Annotated in this window: 18 protein-coding genes and 2 pseudogenes; 7 read left to right on the top strand and 13 right to left on the bottom strand. The window is 68.4% G+C overall.

Features of this window, described 5'->3' with window-relative positions; all coding sequences use genetic code 11:
• Positions 1-83 precede the first annotated feature (83 nt).
• From thiS to AX730_RS16975, 5 genes are read left to right on the top strand one after another with little or no spacing between them, the layout of a single operon-like run.
• Complete coding sequence (thiS, locus tag AX730_RS16995) at positions 84-284, top strand: sulfur carrier protein ThiS (RefSeq protein ID WP_062358435.1); 201 nt, start codon at positions 84-86, stop codon at positions 282-284.
• 56 nt (positions 285-340) lie between these two features.
• Positions 341-1,135: a thiazole synthase gene (locus AX730_RS16990; protein WP_062358434.1), complete on the top strand. Its 795-nt coding sequence runs from the start codon at positions 341-343 to the stop codon at positions 1,133-1,135.
• Positions 1,135-1,869 carry a tRNA (guanosine(46)-N7)-methyltransferase TrmB gene (trmB, locus tag AX730_RS16985; protein ID WP_062358390.1) on the top strand — a complete coding sequence of 245 codons (735 nt, stop codon included), beginning with the start codon at positions 1,135-1,137 and terminating at the stop codon, positions 1,867-1,869. The genes AX730_RS16990 and trmB overlap by 1 nt, the downstream gene beginning before the upstream one ends.
• Before the next feature lie 33 nt (positions 1,870-1,902).
• Positions 1,903-3,771: an SLC13 family permease gene (locus AX730_RS16980; RefSeq protein ID WP_062358389.1), complete on the top strand. Its 1,869-nt coding sequence runs from the start codon at positions 1,903-1,905 to the stop codon at positions 3,769-3,771.
• Positions 3,768-4,160 (top strand): ACT domain-containing protein, encoded by a 393-nt coding sequence (locus AX730_RS16975; RefSeq protein WP_062358388.1) that lies wholly within the window; start codon positions 3,768-3,770, stop codon positions 4,158-4,160. The genes AX730_RS16980 and AX730_RS16975 overlap by 4 nt, the downstream gene beginning before the upstream one ends.
• Positions 4,161-4,166: 6 nt before the next feature.
• Here the strand turns inward: AX730_RS16975 and AX730_RS16970 are convergent, their stop codons facing one another.
• The 13 genes from AX730_RS16970 to AX730_RS16910 form a co-directional block, all read right to left on the bottom strand.
• On the bottom strand, positions 4,167-5,024 hold the full coding sequence (locus AX730_RS16970) for a glycosyltransferase family 2 protein (RefSeq protein WP_062358387.1): 858 nt from the start codon (positions 5,022-5,024) through the stop codon (positions 4,167-4,169).
• A complete protein-coding gene (locus tag AX730_RS16965) occupies positions 5,008-5,856 on the bottom strand; it encodes a glycosyltransferase family 2 protein (RefSeq protein ID WP_062358386.1) in 849 nt (282 codons plus the stop codon). The genes AX730_RS16970 and AX730_RS16965 overlap by 17 nt, the downstream gene beginning before the upstream one ends.
• The gene (gene gspD, locus AX730_RS16960) at positions 5,853-8,075 is read right to left on the bottom strand and encodes a type II secretion system secretin GspD (RefSeq protein WP_062358385.1); all 2,223 of its coding nucleotides are present in this window, start codon (positions 8,073-8,075) and stop codon (positions 5,853-5,855) included. The genes AX730_RS16965 and gspD overlap by 4 nt, the downstream gene beginning before the upstream one ends.
• A gap of 9 nt (positions 8,076-8,084) precedes the next feature.
• On the bottom strand, positions 8,085-8,924 hold the full coding sequence (locus AX730_RS19020) for a hypothetical protein (protein ID WP_062358384.1): 840 nt from the start codon (positions 8,922-8,924) through the stop codon (positions 8,085-8,087).
• Positions 8,914-9,534 carry a type II secretion system protein GspM gene (gene gspM, locus AX730_RS16950; protein ID WP_062358433.1) on the bottom strand — a complete coding sequence of 207 codons (621 nt, stop codon included), beginning with the start codon at positions 9,532-9,534 and terminating at the stop codon, positions 8,914-8,916. Before gspM ends, AX730_RS19020 begins: the two co-directional genes overlap by 11 nt.
• Positions 9,515-10,654 (bottom strand): PilN domain-containing protein, encoded by a 1,140-nt coding sequence (locus AX730_RS16945; protein WP_062358383.1) that lies wholly within the window; start codon positions 10,652-10,654, stop codon positions 9,515-9,517. Before AX730_RS16945 ends, gspM begins: the two co-directional genes overlap by 20 nt.
• Positions 10,651-11,502, bottom strand: coding sequence for a type II secretion system minor pseudopilin (locus AX730_RS16940; RefSeq protein WP_062358382.1), 852 nt, complete (start codon positions 11,500-11,502; stop codon positions 10,651-10,653). Before AX730_RS16940 ends, AX730_RS16945 begins: the two co-directional genes overlap by 4 nt.
• Positions 11,499-12,170: a prepilin-type N-terminal cleavage/methylation domain-containing protein gene (locus AX730_RS16935; RefSeq protein WP_198147237.1), complete on the bottom strand. Its 672-nt coding sequence runs from the start codon at positions 12,168-12,170 to the stop codon at positions 11,499-11,501. Before AX730_RS16935 ends, AX730_RS16940 begins: the two co-directional genes overlap by 4 nt.
• Positions 12,167-12,598 (bottom strand): type II secretion system protein XpsI, encoded by a 432-nt coding sequence (xpsI, locus tag AX730_RS16930; protein ID WP_062358380.1) that lies wholly within the window; start codon positions 12,596-12,598, stop codon positions 12,167-12,169. The genes AX730_RS16935 and xpsI overlap by 4 nt, the downstream gene beginning before the upstream one ends.
• On the bottom strand, positions 12,595-13,098 hold the full coding sequence (gene xpsH / locus AX730_RS16925; RefSeq protein WP_062358379.1) for a type II secretion system protein XpsH: 504 nt from the start codon (positions 13,096-13,098) through the stop codon (positions 12,595-12,597). The genes xpsI and xpsH overlap by 4 nt, the downstream gene beginning before the upstream one ends.
• A gap of 17 nt (positions 13,099-13,115) precedes the next feature.
• The gene (gene gspG / locus AX730_RS16920; protein WP_062358432.1) at positions 13,116-13,538 is read right to left on the bottom strand and encodes a type II secretion system major pseudopilin GspG; all 423 of its coding nucleotides are present in this window, start codon (positions 13,536-13,538) and stop codon (positions 13,116-13,118) included.
• 32 nt (positions 13,539-13,570) lie between these two features.
• Entirely contained in the window at positions 13,571-14,785 is a 1,215-nt protein-coding gene (gene xpsF, locus AX730_RS16915) for a type II secretion system protein XpsF (RefSeq protein WP_062358378.1), read from the bottom strand.
• 127 nt (positions 14,786-14,912) lie between these two features.
• Positions 14,913-16,673: a S8 family peptidase gene (locus tag AX730_RS16910; RefSeq protein WP_062358377.1), complete on the bottom strand. Its 1,761-nt coding sequence runs from the start codon at positions 16,671-16,673 to the stop codon at positions 14,913-14,915.
• Between the two features lie 602 nt (positions 16,674-17,275).
• Between AX730_RS16910 and AX730_RS19635 the strand changes: the two are divergent.
• Both AX730_RS19635 and AX730_RS19630 read left to right on the top strand, forming a co-directional pair.
• Positions 17,276-17,803 (top strand): annotated as a pseudogene (locus tag AX730_RS19635) (ESPR-type extended signal peptide-containing protein); the annotation flags it as partial.
• A 99-nt stretch (positions 17,804-17,902) separates the two neighbouring features.
• A pseudogene (locus tag AX730_RS19630) lies at positions 17,903-18,247 on the top strand (hypothetical protein); the annotation flags it as partial.

Here is an 18,247-nt window from a genome sequence, read left to right as displayed (position 1 = left end):
CATGGCGCGCATCGTTCCACCAAGCCCGTCGTCGCACACGCTGCAATGCGGCAAGCGGCCGCACCATCGGCGACAATGCCGACATGGATATCCAGTTGAATGGGCAGCCGCTGGCCCTGCCCGACCAGAGCACGATCGCCGCCCTCCTCCACCTGCAGGGTCTGGGCGAGCGTCGCGTGGCGATCGAGGTCAATGGCGAGATCATCCCGCGCGGGCAGCACGCGCAGCACCTGCTGCAGGCCGGCGACCGCGTCGAGATCGTGCACGCACTCGGCGGCGGCTGACCGTCCGAGTCGCCATCGGTGGGACGCACCGGCATCACATGGGCGATAATCGCCGCATGTCGAACACCGTCCCCCATGACCCGCTGGTGATCGCGGGCAAGACCTACCGTTCCCGCCTGCTGACCGGCACCGGCAAGTTCAAGGATTTCGAGGAAACCCGCCTGGCCACCGAGGCCGCGGGCGCCGAGATCGTCACCGTCGCCATCCGCCGCACCAACCTGGGCCAGTCGCCCAACGAGCCCAACCTGCTCGACGTGCTGCCGCCGGACAAGTACACGATCCTGCCCAACACCGCCGGCTGCTACACCGCCGCCGACGCCGTGCGCACCTGCCGGCTGGCGCGCGAACTGCTCGACGGCCACCCGCTGGTGAAGCTGGAAGTGCTGGGCGACGAGAAGACGCTCTACCCCGATGTCGTGCAGACGCTGGCCGCCGCCGAGACGCTGGTCGCCGACGGTTTCCAGGTGATGGTCTATACCAGCGACGATCCGATCCTGGCCCGTCGCCTGGAAGAAATCGGCTGCGTCGCGGTGATGCCGCTGGCCGCGCCAATCGGTTCCGGCCTGGGCGTGCAGAACAAGTACAACCTGCTGGAAATCATCGAGAACGCCAAGGTGCCCATACTGGTCGATGCCGGCGTCGGCACCGCGTCCGATGCCGCCATCGCCATGGAACTGGGCTGCGACGGCGTGCTGATGAATACGGCCATTGCCGGCGCGAAGCATCCCGTGCTGATGGCCAGTGCCATGAAGAAGGCGGTCGAAGCCGGCCGCGAAGCCTTCCTCGCCGGTCGCATCCCGCGCAAGCGCAACGCCTCGGCCTCCAGCCCGATCGATGGCCTGATCGGCTGATGACGGACCCGTTTTCCAGCCCCGGCGCCAAGACGCCGCCCAAGCCGTTCACGGCCAGCGAAGGTCGCCGCGAGGTCCGCAGTTTCGTGCTGAGGCAGGGCCGCTTCACCGACGCACAGCAGCGCGCGTTCGATACGCAGTGGCCACGCTTCGGGCTGGACTACACCGGCTCGCCGCGCGATTACGACGCAGTGTTCGGTCGCACCGCGCCGCGCGTGCTGGAGATCGGTTTCGGCAACGGTGAGGCGCTGCGCTTCGCTGCCAGGAACGACACGGCGCGCGACTACATCGGCCTGGAAGTGCATGCGCCCGGCGTCGGCCGCCTGCTCAACGCGCTGGCCGAAGACGGCAGCGACCACGTGCGCGTCTACCACCACGATGCGGTGGAAGTGCTGCAGCACGAGGTCGCCGATGGCTCGCTGGACGAAGTGCGCATCTACTTCCCGGACCCGTGGCACAAGAAGCGCCACAACAAGCGCCGGCTGGTGCAGCCCGAGTTCGCCGCGCTGATCGCGCGCAAGCTGCGCCCAGGTGGTCGCCTGCACGGCGCCACCGACTGGGAAGCCTATGCCGAACACATGTGGGACGTGCTGGACGCGACGCCGGGCCTGAGCAACCGTGCCGGCCCGCGCGGCAGCGTGCCGCGGCCCGAGTGGCGGCCGCAGACGCATTTCGAGACCCGTGGCCAGAAGCTCGGGCACGGGGTGTGGGATCTTCTGTACGACCGCGAGTAATACGGCAGTACGCAACAGGAAACCGACCGCGACATGGAAAACGCGCTGACGCTGACCAACGACATGAAGCTCGTCCTCGGGCTGGTCGGCTTCACGATGGCGATGTTCCTGTTCGAACGCATCCGCGCCGACCTGGTGGCGCTGGTCGTGCTGGTGGTGCTGGGCATCACCGGCCTGATCGCACCGGAGGAGATCTTCGGCGGCTTCTCCGGCAACGCGGTGATGAGCATCATCGCCACCATGATCCTCGGCGCCGGCCTGGACCGCACCGGTGCGCTGAACCGGTTGGCGTCGTGGCTGCTGCGCCGCGGCCATGGCATCGAGCAGCGCCTGCTGCTGATGACCACCGCCATCGCCAGCCTCAACTCCTCTTTCATGCAGAACCCGTCGGTGATGGCGCTGTTCATGCCGGTCGCCTCGCGCCTGTCCTCGCGCACCGGGCTGTCGATGCAGCGGCTGCTGCTGCCGATCGCCGCCGCCATCGTCATGGGCGGCGCGTTCACCATGGTCGGCAACTCGCCGCTGATCCTGCTCAACGACCTGCTGGTGTCGGCCAACAACAATCTGCCCTCCGGCATGGCGACGCTGGAACCGCTGCGCATGTTCGCGCCGTGGCCGATCGGCCTGGCGCTGGTGATCGCCTCGCTGGTGTACTTCCGCTTCTACGGCGACCGCAAGCTGAAGGACGAGACGCAGGACAGCGACGGCGCGGTGACACCGGCGCGCACCGAGAGCTACTTCGCCAACACCTACGGCATCGAGGGCGACGTGTTCGAGCTGGTGGTCAGCGCCGAGAGCCCGCTGGTGGGCATGTCGCTGGGCGAAGCCGAAGCGCTGCACGATGCGCCGCTGATGCTGGCCCTGCAGACCGGCAACGACACGCGGCTGGCGCCCCCGGCCGACATGCGCATCTGGGTCGGCAGCGTGCTGGGCGTGATGGGCGCGCGGCAGGAGATCAGCGATTTCGCGCAGAACCAGTTCCTGCGCATGTCCTCGCGGCTGCGCCACTTCGGCGACCTGTTCAATCCCAGCCGCGCCGGCATTTCCGAAGCCGTGGTGCCGCCGACGTCGAAGTTCATCGGCAAGACCGCGCGCGAGCTGCGCCTGCGCAAGCAGAACGGCATCAGCCTGCTGGCGATCAACCGCGACAAGAAGGTCATCCGCGAGAACGTCCGCGACGAGAAGCTGCGCGCCGGCGACATGCTGGTGTTCCACAGCATCTGGCAGGACCTCGGCCTGGCGGCGGAGAGCCGCGACTTCGTCGTGGTGACCGACTACCCGAAGGGCGAACAGCGGCCGCACAAGTTCAAGATCGCGATGACCATCTTCGCCATCACCATCATCATCGCGCTCACCTCCAAGCTGCCGGTCGCGCTGACGCTGATGACCGGCGTGGCCGGCATGCTGCTGACCGGCGTGCTGCGCATGGACGAGGCCTACGGCGCGATCAACTGGAAGACGGTGTTCCTGATGGCGGGCCTGATCCCGCTCGGCTGGGCGATGGACAGCAGCGGTGCGGCGGCGTGGGTTGCCGGGCACACGGTCGAACGCTTGCCGGACGGCATTCCCGTGTGGGTACTGGAGATCGCCATCGCCCTGCTGACCACCGCCTTCTCGCTGGTCATCAGCCATGTCGGCGCGACCATCGTGATGGTGCCGATGGCGATCAACCTGGCGCTGGCTGCGGGCGGCAATCCGACCGCCTTCGCGCTGATCGTGGCGCTGTCGGCGTCCAACAACCTGATGACCGCGTCGAATCCGGTGATCTCGATGATCGTCGGCCCCGCCAACTACACCTCACGCCAGTTGTGGCGTGTCGGCGGCCCGTTGTCGCTGGTCTACACCGTCGTCGTCGTGCTGGCGGTCAACGCGTTGTTCTGGTGGAACGGGCGCGCGGGATGACGGCACCTTCGCTGACGCTGTCCCTGCTCCCCGAACGCTACGCAGTGGCGCAACTGCCTGCCGACGCGTCGCTCCCGGGCTGGTGGCCCACGGCCGGCATGCGCCATGCCGGCTGGACCGACGACGAACTGTCGCTGGTCTGCGAAGAAGCGCAGGTGCCGGAGGACGTGCGCTGCCAGCGCGGCTGGCGCATGTTCAAGCTGCAAGGGCCGTTCGACTTCGCGCTGACCGGCATCCTCAAGGCGGTACTGGATCCGCTGGCAGCGGCCGGCGTGGGCATCTTCGCGATCTCCACGTTCGATACCGACTACGTGCTCGTGCAGGAACCGCAGCTCGACCTCGCCCTGCAGGCGTTGCGCAGGCACGGTCACCGGGTATCGGGCGACTAGCGCTCGTCAGCGTCGGCGCAGGATGATCCGCGCCAGCACCGCCCCGAAATGCAGCCAGATGGCGGCGAACACGCCCATCCGCGTGAACGGACCACGCTGCGAGGCCTCGAACGTGCGGAAGTAGCGCCACAGGCCGCGGTGCTTGTGCCATTCCACGAACACCGGGCGTGCGCGGCTGGAGACGCCGCGGAGGTGCAGGACGCGGATATCGTTCGCGACGGCGACCACAGCCCCTGCATCGCGTGCGCGGCGGCAAAGATCCATGTCCTCGGCATGCAGCCGGTAGCCTTCGTCGAATCCGCCGATCCCGTCGAAGAGCGCACGAGGCATCAGCATCAGCGCACCCGAGACGACATCCACCGGTTGCAGCGCCTGCCCATCATCGACTTGCACGCCGAGCCTGGATGCCGCGCCCGGCGCGCGCAGCATCTCGGCGAATACGGGATCGCGGCGCCTCGCGGCGGCATCACGCACGCCCTCCTCGTCCACCAGGTCCACACCCAGCAGCATGTCGCGACCGGCATCATGCGCATGCGAGCGGAGGCGCGCGAGCGTGTCCGCTTCCACCATCAGGTCCGGATTGACGAACGCCAGCCACGGCGCGAGCGTATCGCGCGCGCCCTGGTTGCAGCCGACGGCGAAACCCGGGTTGTCGGGATTGGCGATGAAGCGCACGCGGGCATCCTGCAACGCATGGCGCTGCACGATTTCCATGGTGTCGTCGGTCGAGGCGTTGTCGACCACGCGGATCTCGTGCACGCCGTGCGCCACGCGCAGCCGCATCAGGCAGTCGTCGATGCTCGATGCGCTTTCGTGGGTCACCACGACGGCCGCGATGCCGGCGGGCTCAACCGAAGAGGTCACGCTGGCGCTCCGGCGATCCCGCTTCGGTATACAGGTCGCCCAGCCGTTCGCGCGGCACGCGCAACGGGTCCTCCATCAGGAAATTGGCGAGCCGCGGCGTGAACGCCGGCCAGCGGGCATTGAGGCTATCCATGTCGCCATCGGACGGGCCGCCCTCGCCGCCACGCGCGACGAAGGCGGTTTCGCACAGCACGTTGCGCCAGCCGAGTCCGGCCAGGCGCAGCGACAGGTCGACCAGCGCGGCATACCACGAGCCGTAACTCGCGGCGTCGAGCCCGCCGACACGCTTGCGCGCATTGCCGCGCAAGGCGACGGCGTGCGCCACCGCCGCGGGAAGTTCGGGATGCAGTGGCGGCATGGCTGCGCAGGCGTGTGCGGTGCGCTCGGTATCCATCGGCGGCGGACTGACTTCGCCCAGCCGCGGCCACGCGGCGGCTTCGCCTGCATTGCACCATGGCGTGGCAGTGGCGATCGCGGCGTCGCGCGCGAAGCAGGCCGCCAGTTGCTGCAACCATCCCGGCAGCGGCTGTGCGTCGGGCGCCAGCACCACGACATCAGCGTCGCCACACGCCGCCAGCATCTGGTCGATGTGCGCGACTTCGCCCAGCATCCGCGGTCGCCGCGTGTAGTCGGCCTGCAGGGGCGTGCGCGCCAGCCAGCGCTCGATGATGGCCAGTCCGCGCGGCCCGGCCTGCGCGTCGTCGGCCAGCCACAGGCGGGTTCCGGCGGGCGTTCCCGCATCCAGCGCCGCAAGGCAGGCATCGAGTGCGTCGTCGTCGCTGCCGATCGGCAACAGGACGATGGGCAGCGACGATGCGGCGGGCGGCGTCACTTGGTGCGCGGCGCGTGCAAGGGTTCCAGCGCGCGGAACCGCTTGCCGTATTCGTCGGTCAGCTCGTTTGCTTCCTGCGGGTTGCGGACGATGGTCGGCGTGAGCAGCACGATGACTTCGCTGCGCTCGGAGCTGGTCGTCTTCTTGCCGAACAGGCCACCGATGATCGGGAGCCGACTCAGGCCGGGAATGCCCGCCGAGCCGTTCGTCGCGCTGTCGCTGATCAGGCCCGCCAGCATCACGGTATTACCCGCCTGCACCGCCGCTTCGGTCTTGAAGCGGCGGTTGTTGATGCGGACGTTGCCGTTCTCGTCCGGCACGTCGCCCGGCGTGCTGACTTCCTGCACGATTTCCATGAACACGACGCCATCCTTGGTTACGCGCGGGCGCACCTTGAGGATGATGCCGGTGTCGAGGTACTGCACCTGGCTGAAGGTGTTGTTGGTGCCGACTCCGGGATTGAAGGTCACCGACGAGATCGGGATGCGGCTGCCCACATTGAGCGTGGCTTCCGCGTTGTTGCGCACGAAGATCGACGGCGTCTGCAGCAGGCGCACATCGCTCACTTCGTCCAGCGCGGTGATGACGGCGGCCGCATCGTTCTTGACCAGCGTCCACACCGCACCCGCTCCGCTCACGCCGCCGATGCTACCGGCGAGCGTGCTCCATTTGCTGGGCCCGCCCGCACCCGGTGCGGCGAAAGGACCCAGCCCGTTGTCGGTCATCGCACGCTCAAGGAACCAGCTGACACCGTAGCTCAGGTCGCCGGTCAGCGATACTTCCGCGATCTGCGCTTCGATATGCACCTGCATCGGCATCACGTCGAGCTTGTCGACCACTTCGCGGATCGACTGCCAGGCGCTCGGGCTGGCGCGCACGAGCAGGGTATTCGTCTCCTCCACCGCGGCCACGCCCACGCGGTTGCCATCCACTTCCAGCGTCACGGCCCCATTGCCGCCATCGCGCTGGTTCAGCGACAGCGTCCCGCCGCCCAGCCCGCTACCGCTGCTCGATCCCCTGGTGCCACTGCTGCCACTGCCGCTGCCGAAATCGACCGAGCCGCCGCTGCTGTTCATGCCACCGTCGTTGATCTGCACCGGATCCGTGCCCGGCATCAGCGAGACGTTACCGGCACCACCGGTGGAGCGGCTGTCGCCGTTGGCATTGCTGCCCGACGAGCCGAACACTTCCGCAAGTCGCTGCGCGAGTTCGCGCGCCTTCACGTACTTCAGTTCGTACGAGAACAGCCGGCTGCCCTCGCCCGCGCCGTCGATACGTTCGAGCCACTGCTGGATCTGGTCCAGGTACGCGGCCTGCGGCGTGATGACCAGTACGGCGTTCGCACCTTCCAGCGGCATGAAGCGGAACATGCCGGCGCTGGGCGTCTTGCTGTCGTTGCCGAACACCTTTTCCAGATCGGCGACCACGCGCGTGGCGCGACCGGTCTGCAGCGGGAACACCCCCACCGACATGCCGGACAGCCAGTCCACGTCGAAGATCTCGACGGTACGCAGGTAGTTCTCCAGTTCGGTGCGCGTGCCCGCGAGCGTGATGACGTTGCGGGTGGCGTCGACGTTGACGATCGCATTCGGCCGCGCATACGGCTCCAGCACCTTCTTCATTTCGGTGGCGGAAATAAAGCGCAGCGGCACCACGCGCACTTCGTAGCCCCGCGCACTGGAGGCAGGACCGGTACGCGGCGCCACGCTGCCGGCAAGCGCCTGGTCGGCGGGGATGATGTTGTAGCGCCCGCCGCTGTAGACCAGTCGCGCATTGTTCCAGCCCAGCACCATCTCCAGCAGGTTCAGCGCCTCCGCCGGTGATACCGGCTTGGGCGTCCCCAGCGTCACGGTGCCCTGCACGCCGGGCGCGATGACGTAGTTCTGCCCCAGCATGTCGCCGAGGATGGCCTTGACCACGGCGTGCACGGACTCGCCTTCGAAATTGAACGTGGCCGGACCACCGGTCGCGCCGCCCAACGACGGCATCGGTGCCGCCGCCGCGCTGCGGTTGATCATCTGCCCGTTGCCGCGGCGGATCTGCGCCTGCGGACCAGAGACGGGGGCTTCACCGTCCTTCAGCGGCGTGGTCTGCGCATTGCCGGACGCCGCCTCACCCGAGGCGTCGCCAGCCGTGCGACGCACGTCCGGCAGCGGCGCACTGGCGCATCCGGCCAACAGGCCCAGGCAGAGGGAAAACAGGATCACACGTAACGTCATGCCGGCACTCTACTGTGTCTTGCCGGGCGTTGCCGGCGGCGTGGTGGGTTGCGCCTGCTGCTGCCGCAGCTGTGCGCGGCGCTGTTCGATGCGCTGGCGGATCTGTTCCATCTGGTCGTCGGCGGTCGCAAGGGGCACGGCCGTCCCGGATGCCGATGGCGACGTTGCCGGCAGCGGCGCGGGCGAGGGGAGAGCAGGCGCACCGGGCATGACGGCCGGTGGGCTGTTGCCGCCGGTGGTGCGCCCGCCCGGTGCGCCCGATGCGCCCGGTGGCAGGGCGACGGCGGCCGGCGGCGGCACAATCGGTGCGACGCCAGGCGCCCCCTGCAACAAGGCGGTGGGAGGCTGCCCGCCGGTACCGTCGAAGACACGCAGCTCCAGTTCGCGACGACCCTCCGGTCCATCGAAGACGGCGCGGCGCGGGCCCAGTTCCGTCAGCCGCCATCCCGGGAAACCGGCAGGCGATTCACCGACTTTCACGCGCAAGCCTTCACCGCCCTGCGAGGGCTGCACGATCGCCAACTCCAGTGCCGGGGTGATCAGCACGCTGGTGAGTACCAGGTCGAAAGCAGGCGCGGCGGCTTCATCGCCCGACAGGAAGAACGGCTTGGGGCGACGGTCTTCGGAGAACAGCGGGCGGGCGCCCACGTCCGCGTACTGGCTCAGTGCGCCGAGGCGCTCGGGGGTGCTGGGCGGCAGGCGCGGCAACGCCTGGATCAGGCCAGGATCGGCCGGCAGTGGCGTGATGCGGCTGCCCAGGCCGAACAGCGCCAGCAGCGCCGCGAGCACCGCCCATCCCGCCACGACGGCAAGCAGCCAGGTGCGCAGGCTCCAGGACTCAGCGCGCACGGGATGGCTCCTGCGGCGCGACCGGTGACGGTTTCAGGTAGCCATAGAGATCGAAATTCACGTCCAACCCACCAGCACCGCTTTCGTTCGCCTGGAAGGCGTAGCGCTGCGCGAGGATGTTGAGGTTCTCGACGAACAGCCGCGGGCTGCCGGATTCGATCTGGTGCAGCACCGATGCCAGTTCGGGCGCGCCGCAGCGCAGCCGTACCTGCACCACCACGCGCGGATAGACCTCGCGCCCGGCGACGGCCAGCGGCGACTGGTTGGCGATGGCGCAGCTGCGGTTGCCGGGACTGGCCTGTTTGACCACGGCTTCCAACTTCTGCAACAGACCGGCCGTCGCGAGTTCCACGGTGGCTTCCGGCAGAAACCCCGGCCGCTGCGCCTGCTGCGCCAGCGCGGTGGCCAGTTCACGCTGCACCTGCGGCGCCTGCTGCAACTGTGTACGGATGCGCAATTCACGCTCGCGCAGTTCGTCGACGCGCGTGCCCACGTCCTGCATCGGCACCGTCCACCAAGGGTGCACCAGCAGGAAATACCCCAGCAGCAGCGCTGCCAGTAGCAATGCCAGCGCCAGCCAGCGGTCGCGGTCAGTCACGGCCAGCGGCATCGGCGCCTCCTGCGGGAGCGGCGGCCGGGTCCTGCTTGCCCAGCAGCTCGGCGGTCAAGGTGAAGCGGTCCATGCGCGTGCGCGGATCCGGCTGCAAGGCGCCGCTCAATGCGGGGTTGCGCCACAACGGCGAGCGCTGCAGGCGCGCCACCAGGCCCGACGCTTCCGGACTGAACCCGATCAGCGTCAGGCGATCGCCTTCGATGGCGAGCTTCTCGAGATACGTGTTGTCGGGCAGGCGCCGGGTCACGTCATCCATGACTTCCAGGGCCGTCGGGCGCCGGGCGCTGGTCTGGCTCAGGACTGTCGTGCCCGTGACCAGGTCGGCGAGCTGCTGCCGCTGCGCAGCCACCTGTCGCGCGGCGTCGGCACGGCTGTCGACCTGCGATGCGAAGGCGTCGGCCGCTGCGCGCCGGTTGTCCAGCACCGCCCACGCCGCCAACACGAGCGTGATCCCCGCGACCGCGGCCAGTGCTACGTGCAGGCCACGCTGCGGTGCCTGCCGGGTCATCCGCGCCGCTTCGGGAAGCAGGTTCACGCCCAGCGGCGCGCCGCCCGCGTCTTCCACATCGCCGCCCGCCAGGCCATCCGCCAGGTCGCCCAGCCCGGACACGCCCGCGGCGAACGCGGCCGTCGGCACGGCGGCCAGTTCGACATCGAGCTGCCCGTCGGGGCGAACGCCGAGGACGCGCGCATCGAAGCGCGCCTCGTTGGCCGTGAAAGGCGTCTGCCGGTCGAGTTCGAACCTCAGCACATCGTGCAGGCGCTCCGCGGCGGCGGCCGGCAGCAGCAGGCGGCGGCGCAGCGCCATGCCGTCAGGGATCAACCACCAGCGTGGCAGGCCGGCCAGCCGGTTGCCCAGCAGTGCACGCAATTCGTCAGCGGTGATCGCAGCCGGCAATTGCGCGAGCCGATGCCGCTGCGTGCCTTCCAACCAGGACATCTCGATCCCGTCGTCCTGCCGCTGGAACAGCAGGCGGTCACCGGTCAGCCCCAGCAGCACGCGCCAGCGCACCGGCAACCAGGTCGCCAACGCCTGTCCCCACCACGCAAGAAAACTGCGTGGCCCGGGACCGAGGCGCGTCCGGAATCGCTGCAAGGTGTCGCGTACGCCGCTCATTGTGGTGACGCCCCCTCCTCCCAGCGCAACAAGGTATAGGCCGAACCCGGTATCGGGCTGGCACCCGCGCGCACCACTGTCCGCAGCGCCGCCTCGCGGCCATCGGCCAGCCGCGCACGGCTCTCGATACTATACGTGCCGCTGCCGGTGCCGACGAGTTGCGGATTACCGGCGGCGCCAACGGCGTTGCGCTGCGCCAGCCATGCCGTCGCATCCACGCCCATCGCCGCCAGCACCGGTCCCTGTGCATAGCTCGCATCCGGTTGCGCACGTCCCGAGTACAGGGTCAGGAAGGGCGCCATCCGCGCATAGAGGTCGGGCGTCATGCCGAGGACCTGTTCGACCTCCGCGATGGTTTCGAACGGTGCGTCCTTGGCACCGTAACCACGACCCGCCGCAGCATAGTCGCCATCTTCCGCGCCACCGACCGGCTGGCTTAGGTTGTCGGCATCGCGCCAGTCGACGATGGCCCCGGCGAGTGCATCGCTGATGTCCGGCGGCTGCCCGAGTGCCTGCATCAGGCGGGACAGCAAGGACGCATCGGCCTGGTTGAGGTCGACCTTGCCAGTCTCGTCGACGATGCGCACCTGCACCTGCTGCCCATCGAAGCGCCACGCATAAGGGCGACCATTGGGCTGCCAGTGGGTTTCCGGATTGCGGTCGGACACGCGCACCAGCGCGTACTCCATGCCGGCACGCGCGATCTCCAGCGCGACCGCACCGCGACTGCCGACCCGTCCCTGCAACGCCTCCATCCGCGCGGTCAGCGCGTACGCACCGACCAGTGCGGTGAGCAGCGCCACCAGCCACAACACCAGCAACAAGGCAGCGCCACGCACACGGTTCATGGCAGCACCGGAGCGTTACCGCCGGACACCAGGCCACCGCCCGCACCGCCTTCGCTGCGCGCCAGCGTCACCACCAGGTCCGGCCAGCGACCGCCTTGCACGGCCTGCATTTCCACCTTCACCTGCAGCGGCAGCATCTCCGACGTTTCCCAGCGGTCCTGCCATGGCCCCAACCGGTTGTCGGCATCCAGGCCGCGATAACGGAAGCGCACCGCGCGCAGGCCATCGGCCAGCCGCTCGGCGCGCTGCCCCCGTGCCGCGAGATCCACCTCCTCCATCGAGGCCTCCGGTCGAGCGACCGAGAACGCGACCTGCAGGCGACCCTCGTCGTCGGCCACCACGTCGTGCAGGTAGGGACCGCCGTAGCCGAGATAGTCCGGCAGGTCCGTCACGAAGCGCATGCGTTGTGGCGTACCGATGAAGCGCGCCTGTCGCAGGGAACCGCGGTCGGTCGCGAACACGATCGGTTGCGCCGACGCCAACCGCGCGCGCAGGTAACCATGGACTGCCCGCATGCGTTCACTGGTCTGTGCCATGTCCTCGCCGCGCGCGACCACGGCCGTGGATGAGCGCAGTGTCGCAAACGCGAGCGCCAGCCCGGCCGCCATCAGCACGAGCGCGACCAGCACCTCGATCAGCGTGAAGCCCTTGTCCTGCGCGCGCATCACGGCACCACGGCCTGGTTGATGTCGCGTGGCGCCAATCTCAGCGTCCGCCATTGCAACGCTTGCCCGCGCTCGTCGCCCCAACGCACCATCAACCGCACATCGAGCAACTGCGGCGCACCCGCATCGACCTGCGCGCGCGCCGCCAGCGGATCCGCGAACGGCGCCACGTCGAGCTGCCAGCGATAGCGGTCACCTTCGAAGCTGCCCTGCTGCCGACCCGGTTGCAGCACTTCGCCGGCACCGAGCTGCGCCAGCAACGATTGCGCATGCAAGGTGGCACGGCTGCTGTCCGCGGACTGGCGCACCTGCCGGCTCGCGCTGGACAGCGACCCGAGCAGCAGGGTCAATGCCAGTGCCAGCAGGGCGAAGGCGACAATGACTTCGAGCAGGGTGAAACCGTGCTGATGGCGTCGGCTCGGCGGCGTCATGGCGTGCGCACCTCGTCGCGTACCAACCGTGTTTCGCCAGTCAGCCACGCAACGTCGACGCTCCACGCCGCCGTCCCGGCCGCCAGCGTGACGCGACCACCGGTGGAACCGCCATCGGGGAAAAAGAGGATCGCGCCCTCGCCTGCCCGCACCTGCGCCTCGCGGACACCGGTGAAGTTCACCGACAGCGATTCATCGATCTCGCCGCGACGGTCGTCTGCGGCTTCCCACGCGTGTGCCCGCGGATCGATGCGGAACATCTGCGGCAGACCGGTCGTGATGGCGCGCGCCCGCGTGTAGCGCAGCTGCGCCGCGATCTCCTTGGATTCGGAGCGCAGCCGCATGCCGTCCATGCCGCCGGCGAACACCATCGCCGCGAGGATCGCCGCGGCCGCCATCAACGTCATGACCAGCAACGTCTCCAGCAGCGTGAACCCGCCAGCGCCCACGGCGGCACGCCCGGAAGCGGGAAGACGTGGACGGTCGACGCGGAATGCCACGACGGTCGGCGCCGCGCTTATTCGTTCTTGATGTCCGCGTTGACGCTGTCGCCACCGACCTTGCCGTCGGCACCGAGACTGATCAGGTCGAAGCGCTGCGCTTCACCTGGGATGCGGTAGTCGATCGGATTCTTCCACGGGTCCTGCAACTCGCTTTCCTTCGCATACGGCCCCAGCCAGCCGGCAGCCCCCGGGTTCGTCACCAGGTCACCGAGTTGGGTCGGATAACGGCCCGTATCCAGCTGGTAGGTTTCGACCTTGCCGGAAAGCGTCTGCAACTGCGATTGCGCCAGTTTTACCTTGCCACTGTCGGCACCGCCCATCACGCGACTGCCGACGAGCACCAGGATGCCGCCGATCAGCACCAGCACGATGATGATCTCGAGCAGGCTGAAACCCTGCTGCGAGCGCGGGGCGCGAAAGGCTTTCGTCGGACGCATGCGGGACATGGCGGTGGACTCTCCGGTGGTTCTCAGTTGATGGCGCCGGTCAGATCGTACAGCGGGACGAGCACGGCGATGATGACGACACCGACCACGGCGGCCAGCACCAGCGTGATGGCGGGGACGAGGGCGGCCAGCATACGGTCCAGCACCTGAGCGGTTTCCTGCTCGAAAGTTTCCGCGGTCTTCAGCAGCATGCCGTCGAGCGCGCCGGACTCTTCACCCACCTGGATCATCTGCAGCGCCAGCCGCGGGAACCGCTTGCCCTTGCCCAACGACGCGGACAGGCCATGGCCGTTCTTGACGTCGTCGGCCGCGGTGTCCACATCGGCCGCCAGCGCACGATTGCCGAGCACGTTGCGGGCGATGCCCAGCGCGGTCAGCAGCGGCACGCCGTTCTTCAGCAGCGTGCCCAGCGTACGCGCTAGCCGCGCGGTTTCCAGACGTGCCAGCAAGGGCCCCACCAGCGGCCGGCCGAGCAGCCAGGCATCCAGCCTGTTGCGGAATGCCGGGTCGCGCCGACGGCGGTCGAACCACAGCAGGGCCACGGCCGGCACGGCGATCAGCACGAACCAGAAGTCCCGCACGAACGCGCCCACCCACAGCACGCCGCGCGTGAACCACGGCAGCGCCACGTCCAGGCTCTCGTACATCACCGCGAACTGCGGCACCACGTAGCCCAGCAGGAACAGCAGCGCGAAGCCCACCACGACCAGCAGGATCGCCGGATACACCAGCGCGTTGACCACGCGGCCCTTCAGCGCCCGACTGCGCTCCAGGTAATCGCCGAGCCGCTGCAGCGTATCGTGCAGGCTGCCACCGGCTTCACCCGCCCGCACCATGTTGATGTACAGCCGCGAGAACAGGCCATGCTGCCGGTCCAGCGCAGTGGACAGCGGTGCACCGCCGCGCACGGCATCGCGGATGTCGGTGATGACGCGCCGGGCCTTCTCGTCTTCCGGCAGGTCCAGCAGGATGCCCAGCGCACGGTCCAATGGCTGGCCTGCGCTGAGCAACGTGGCCAACTGCTGGGTGAACTGCACCAGCCGGTCGCCCGCAAAAGCGTTCGGCCGCCACAACTGCCCCCAACTGCTGCCGCCCCCGGCTACGGCCGGTGCGGCCTCGACCGGGAGGTGACCCTGCTCCTGCAGGCGCGCGACGACATCGGCATCGCTGGCGGCCTCCATCTGGCCGTCCAGCATTTCACCGTGCGCGTTGAGGGCCTTGTAGCGGTAGAGCGGCATGCCGGCAGTGAACGGGGGAATGCGCCAACTTACCGTATTCCCCCATCCACCGTCATGCGCCGCCATCACGCTCCGCGACGGGACGGACCCAGTCTCCCGGGACCGTCACACCGCACACGCCCGATGCTCAGGGTGCCGTGAAGGTGCCGCGCACGCTGACATTGGCGAACGCCGTCTTGCCCACCAGCGACACGTAGTACGTGCCGGCCTGCGGCGTGGCGATGTTGATCACCTCGTTGTTGCCCGGCCGCACCGAACGCAGGTCGTAGGCCGTTGCCGTCGCCGCGCTGCCGAACTTCACGTACACATCGGCATTGCCGCTGCCGCCGAAGCTGATGAACGACAGGTTCTTCGCGCCTGCCGGCACGACCAGTGCGTATTGCACCACCGCGTCCTTGGCACCGGTGTTGCCACCGACCCCGCCACCGATCACCGCCTGCACGGCGGCCGCGGCATTGACGATGCCCGCACCGATCGGACGGTTCGCTGGCGGCGCCACCGGGAACGGCCGCGCCGTCGCCTTCAGCGTGGCCAGCACCTGCGCCGGCGTCAGTGGCGTCTCCGCCACGCTCTGCATCAGCGCGACGACGGCGGCCACGTGCGGCGCCGACATCGACGTGCCGCCCATGCCGAAATAGGTCTCGGCCGCGGGGACCGTCGTGCCGTCGTTGCCGGTCGACCACACATAGCCGCCCGGATTGCCGTCCACGCTGCCACCGCCACCCGGCGCCGAGATATCGATGCGCGTGCCGTAGTTGGAATACGACGCGATACCGCCGGTGATGCGGGTGGCGCCGACGGTGATCACGCCGGCGCAGTTGCCGGGCGAGAATCCACTGACGTTTCCGGCATCGTTGCCGGCCGCCACGACCACGGTGCTGCCGTTGGCGATGGCGATGTTGAAGGCGTTCTGTTCCACCGCGCTGCACGCGCCGGAGCCGCCCAGGCTGAGGTTGATCACCTCCGCGGGATTGGCATTGGCCGGCACGCCGGCCACGGTACCGCCGGACGCCCAGATCACCGCATCGGAGATGTCGGAGGTGTAACCGCCGCAACGGCCGAGCACGCGTGCCGGCACGACCTTCGCGTTGAACGCGCCGCCGGCCATGCCCTTGGCGTTGTTGGTCACCTCCGCGACGGTGCCGGCCACGTGCGTGCCATGCCAGCTGCTGTCCTGCACCGGCGAGCCGGCGTAGCACTCGCCTGCGACCGGGTTCCAGTCGCCCTCGTCGCGCGGGTTTGCATCGCGCCCGTCGCCATCGCGCGACACGAACGTGTCGCTGATGAAGTCATAGCCGGGCAGGATGTTCGCATCGAGATCGCTGTGCGTCGTGATGCCGGTATCCAGCACGGCCACCACCACGCCGGCACCGGTCGCGTTGTCCCACGCCGCCGGCAGGTTGATGCCACCAACCGCATCCTTGAAATGCCACTGGTACTGGTTGTAGTAGGTGTCGTTGGGCACCAGGCGTGCGTAACGGCGCGCGTCCACTTCGACGAACTCCACGTCGGGATCGGTCGCCAGTTGCCGCAACAGGCTTTCGGCTTCCACGCGATCGAGCTTGCGCGACACCTGCACCAGTTCCGCGCCGATGCCGAGGCGGCGCACCTTCGACGCACTTACGGCCTTGCCGTTCGCGGCGCCGAGCGCCGAGCGCGATACCGCCCCGAGCAATGAGCGCTGCAACGTGGCGCTGTTGGTGCGCGCGGTGCTGCCATCACGGTACTTCACGATGAACCGGTCGTAGGTCTCGCCATCGCGCAGACCGGCGGTACTGACATCGCCCGCGGAAGCGGTGGCCGCGAAGGCTCCGAACGTGACGATTGCGGCGAGCGCAACAACGAGCGGACGACGACGCGAACTGCGGAAAGAAGAATATGAATTCACTTGACCTGCTCCATGTCTACAAGGATGAACGAACTGGGTAACCCGTTTATGGCGTGCTTACTCAACGACTTGCGACTTCCCTTTCAAGTGGACCGTACAGGTACCCCTGTTTACCTGCCACGGCACTCTTCACGCGACGACTACATGTTCTACACGCGCCCTACACATGGCGTTAACGCCTTGTTTTAAGCGGTTTCTTCGCGTTGCACCGAACGTAGCAAATCTCTCGCAAATTGCACAACGCGGATGTAGTGTTCGATCACACGGAGTTGTTTTGCATCATCTAGGGACGAGGGGATGGGGAATGAGGGAACCGTTTTTCGACGCGTCGTTTCGTTTCGAAGATCCACTTGCACGCCTTTCTTTTCGCGACGTCCCCGCGTCGTGTTCCTCGCGTCGACCGCAACGCTTTCCGTCGCTGCCGTTCGGTAGCGGCACACCATCCCCGCTTGTTTCCGTTGCTTCGTGCGACCCGGCCATGCGTCTCCCCTGTCGCATGCCGCGCCGTCTGTTTCCCTGACGCAGTCCGCCTCTAATCCCCGTGCCACAAGGTCCGGGCGCTGTCGTATTCCCCCGAAAACACAGAATGAAGGACGTGATCCATGAACAGGATTTACAGCAAGGTGTGGAACCCCTCCCTTGGCATGCTGGTGGTGGCCTCGGAGTTCGCGCGTCGCGCGCACGGCGTGATGTCGTCCGGCGCGCGCGCGCGGCTCGGCGTGACGCTGCTGGTCTCGGCCCTGCTCGCTGGCGCGCCGTTCGGCGCCGCCCTGGCGCACGACAAGCAGAAAGGCCAGCCACAGAACGACAAGCCGCAGATCGGAACGGGCCCCGCCTACTGCGTGGATGCGCGCGGCAACCCCATCATCGACGGTCGTCCCGGCGAGAACGCCGTGTCGTGCGGCGACAACGTCGATGCGTCCGGCCGCCACGCCGTCGCGGTCGGCTACAAGAGCATCGCCAACAAGGCGGGCGCCACCGCGGTCGGCGGTTACGCGGAAGCGAAAGGCGTGAACGCGACCGCCGTGGGCTACGACAGCAACGCGACCGCGCAGGGCGCGACGGCGCTGGGCAGCCAGAGCAACGCCACCGGCGCGAACGCGACCGCGGTCGGCACGCAGGCGAACGCAACGGGGGCCGGTGCCAGCGCGGTCGGCACCGGAAGCAGTGCGACGGGCGCCTACGCCGGTGCTTTCGGCAGTTCGTCCACGGCGTCCGGTACGCAGTCGCTGGCCGCAGGCCACACCAGCACCGCCACCGGCGTCGCGACCGTGGCCGTCGGCGGATTCGCCAATGCCTCGGGCAGTTTCGACACGGCGGTGGGCTACGGCGCGGATGCGAGCGGCGGCGACAGCACCGCGCTCGGTTCCGGCTCCATCGCGACGGGATACAACAGCGTGGCCGTGGGCGGTTCCCTGCTCGGCCTGTTGCCGACCGAAGCGTCGGGCGATTTCTCGACGGCGGTCGGTGGCGGCGCCTGGGCGTCCGGCACGAATGCCACGGCGATCGGCAATCTCGCGTCCGCGACCGCCGACAACAGCGTCGCGCTCGGCGGTGATTCGGTTGCCGACCGC

The sequence above is a fragment of the Pseudoxanthomonas mexicana genome, assembly GCF_001556105.1.
Classification (GTDB): Bacteria; Pseudomonadota; Gammaproteobacteria; order Xanthomonadales; family Xanthomonadaceae; genus Pseudoxanthomonas_A; species Pseudoxanthomonas_A mexicana_A.
The sequence above is the reverse complement of the archived record's forward strand: the minus strand, read 5'-3'. Positions and strand labels throughout refer to the sequence as shown.

What these genes read in the sequence shown, in the direction of transcription:
- xpsF (WP_062358378.1), bottom strand. Translation starts at nt 14,785, where the DNA reads ATGCCGCTCTACCGCTACAAGGCCCTCAACGCGCACGGTGAAATGCTG.
- xpsI (WP_062358380.1), bottom strand. Translation starts at nt 12,598, where the DNA reads ATGACGCCGCCGAGCCGACGCCATCAGCACGGTTTCACCCTGCTCGAA.
- AX730_RS16945 (WP_062358383.1), bottom strand. Translation starts at nt 10,654, where the DNA reads ATGAGCGGCGTACGCGACACCTTGCAGCGATTCCGGACGCGCCTCGGT.
- trmB (WP_062358390.1), top strand. Translation starts at nt 1,135, where the DNA reads ATGACGGACCCGTTTTCCAGCCCCGGCGCCAAGACGCCGCCCAAGCCG.
- AX730_RS16980 (WP_062358389.1), top strand. Translation starts at nt 1,903, where the DNA reads ATGGAAAACGCGCTGACGCTGACCAACGACATGAAGCTCGTCCTCGGG.
- AX730_RS16990 (WP_062358434.1), top strand. Translation starts at nt 341, where the DNA reads ATGTCGAACACCGTCCCCCATGACCCGCTGGTGATCGCGGGCAAGACC.
- gspM (WP_062358433.1), bottom strand. Translation starts at nt 9,534, where the DNA reads ATGCCGCTGGCCGTGACTGACCGCGACCGCTGGCTGGCGCTGGCATTG.
- AX730_RS16975 (WP_062358388.1), top strand. Translation starts at nt 3,768, where the DNA reads ATGACGGCACCTTCGCTGACGCTGTCCCTGCTCCCCGAACGCTACGCA.
- thiS (WP_062358435.1), top strand. Translation starts at nt 84, where the DNA reads ATGGATATCCAGTTGAATGGGCAGCCGCTGGCCCTGCCCGACCAGAGC.
- AX730_RS16940 (WP_062358382.1), bottom strand. Translation starts at nt 11,502, where the DNA reads ATGAACCGTGTGCGTGGCGCTGCCTTGTTGCTGGTGTTGTGGCTGGTG.
- gspG (WP_062358432.1), bottom strand. Translation starts at nt 13,538, where the DNA reads ATGCGTCCGACGAAAGCCTTTCGCGCCCCGCGCTCGCAGCAGGGTTTC.
- gspD (WP_062358385.1), bottom strand. Translation starts at nt 8,075, where the DNA reads ATGACGTTACGTGTGATCCTGTTTTCCCTCTGCCTGGGCCTGTTGGCC.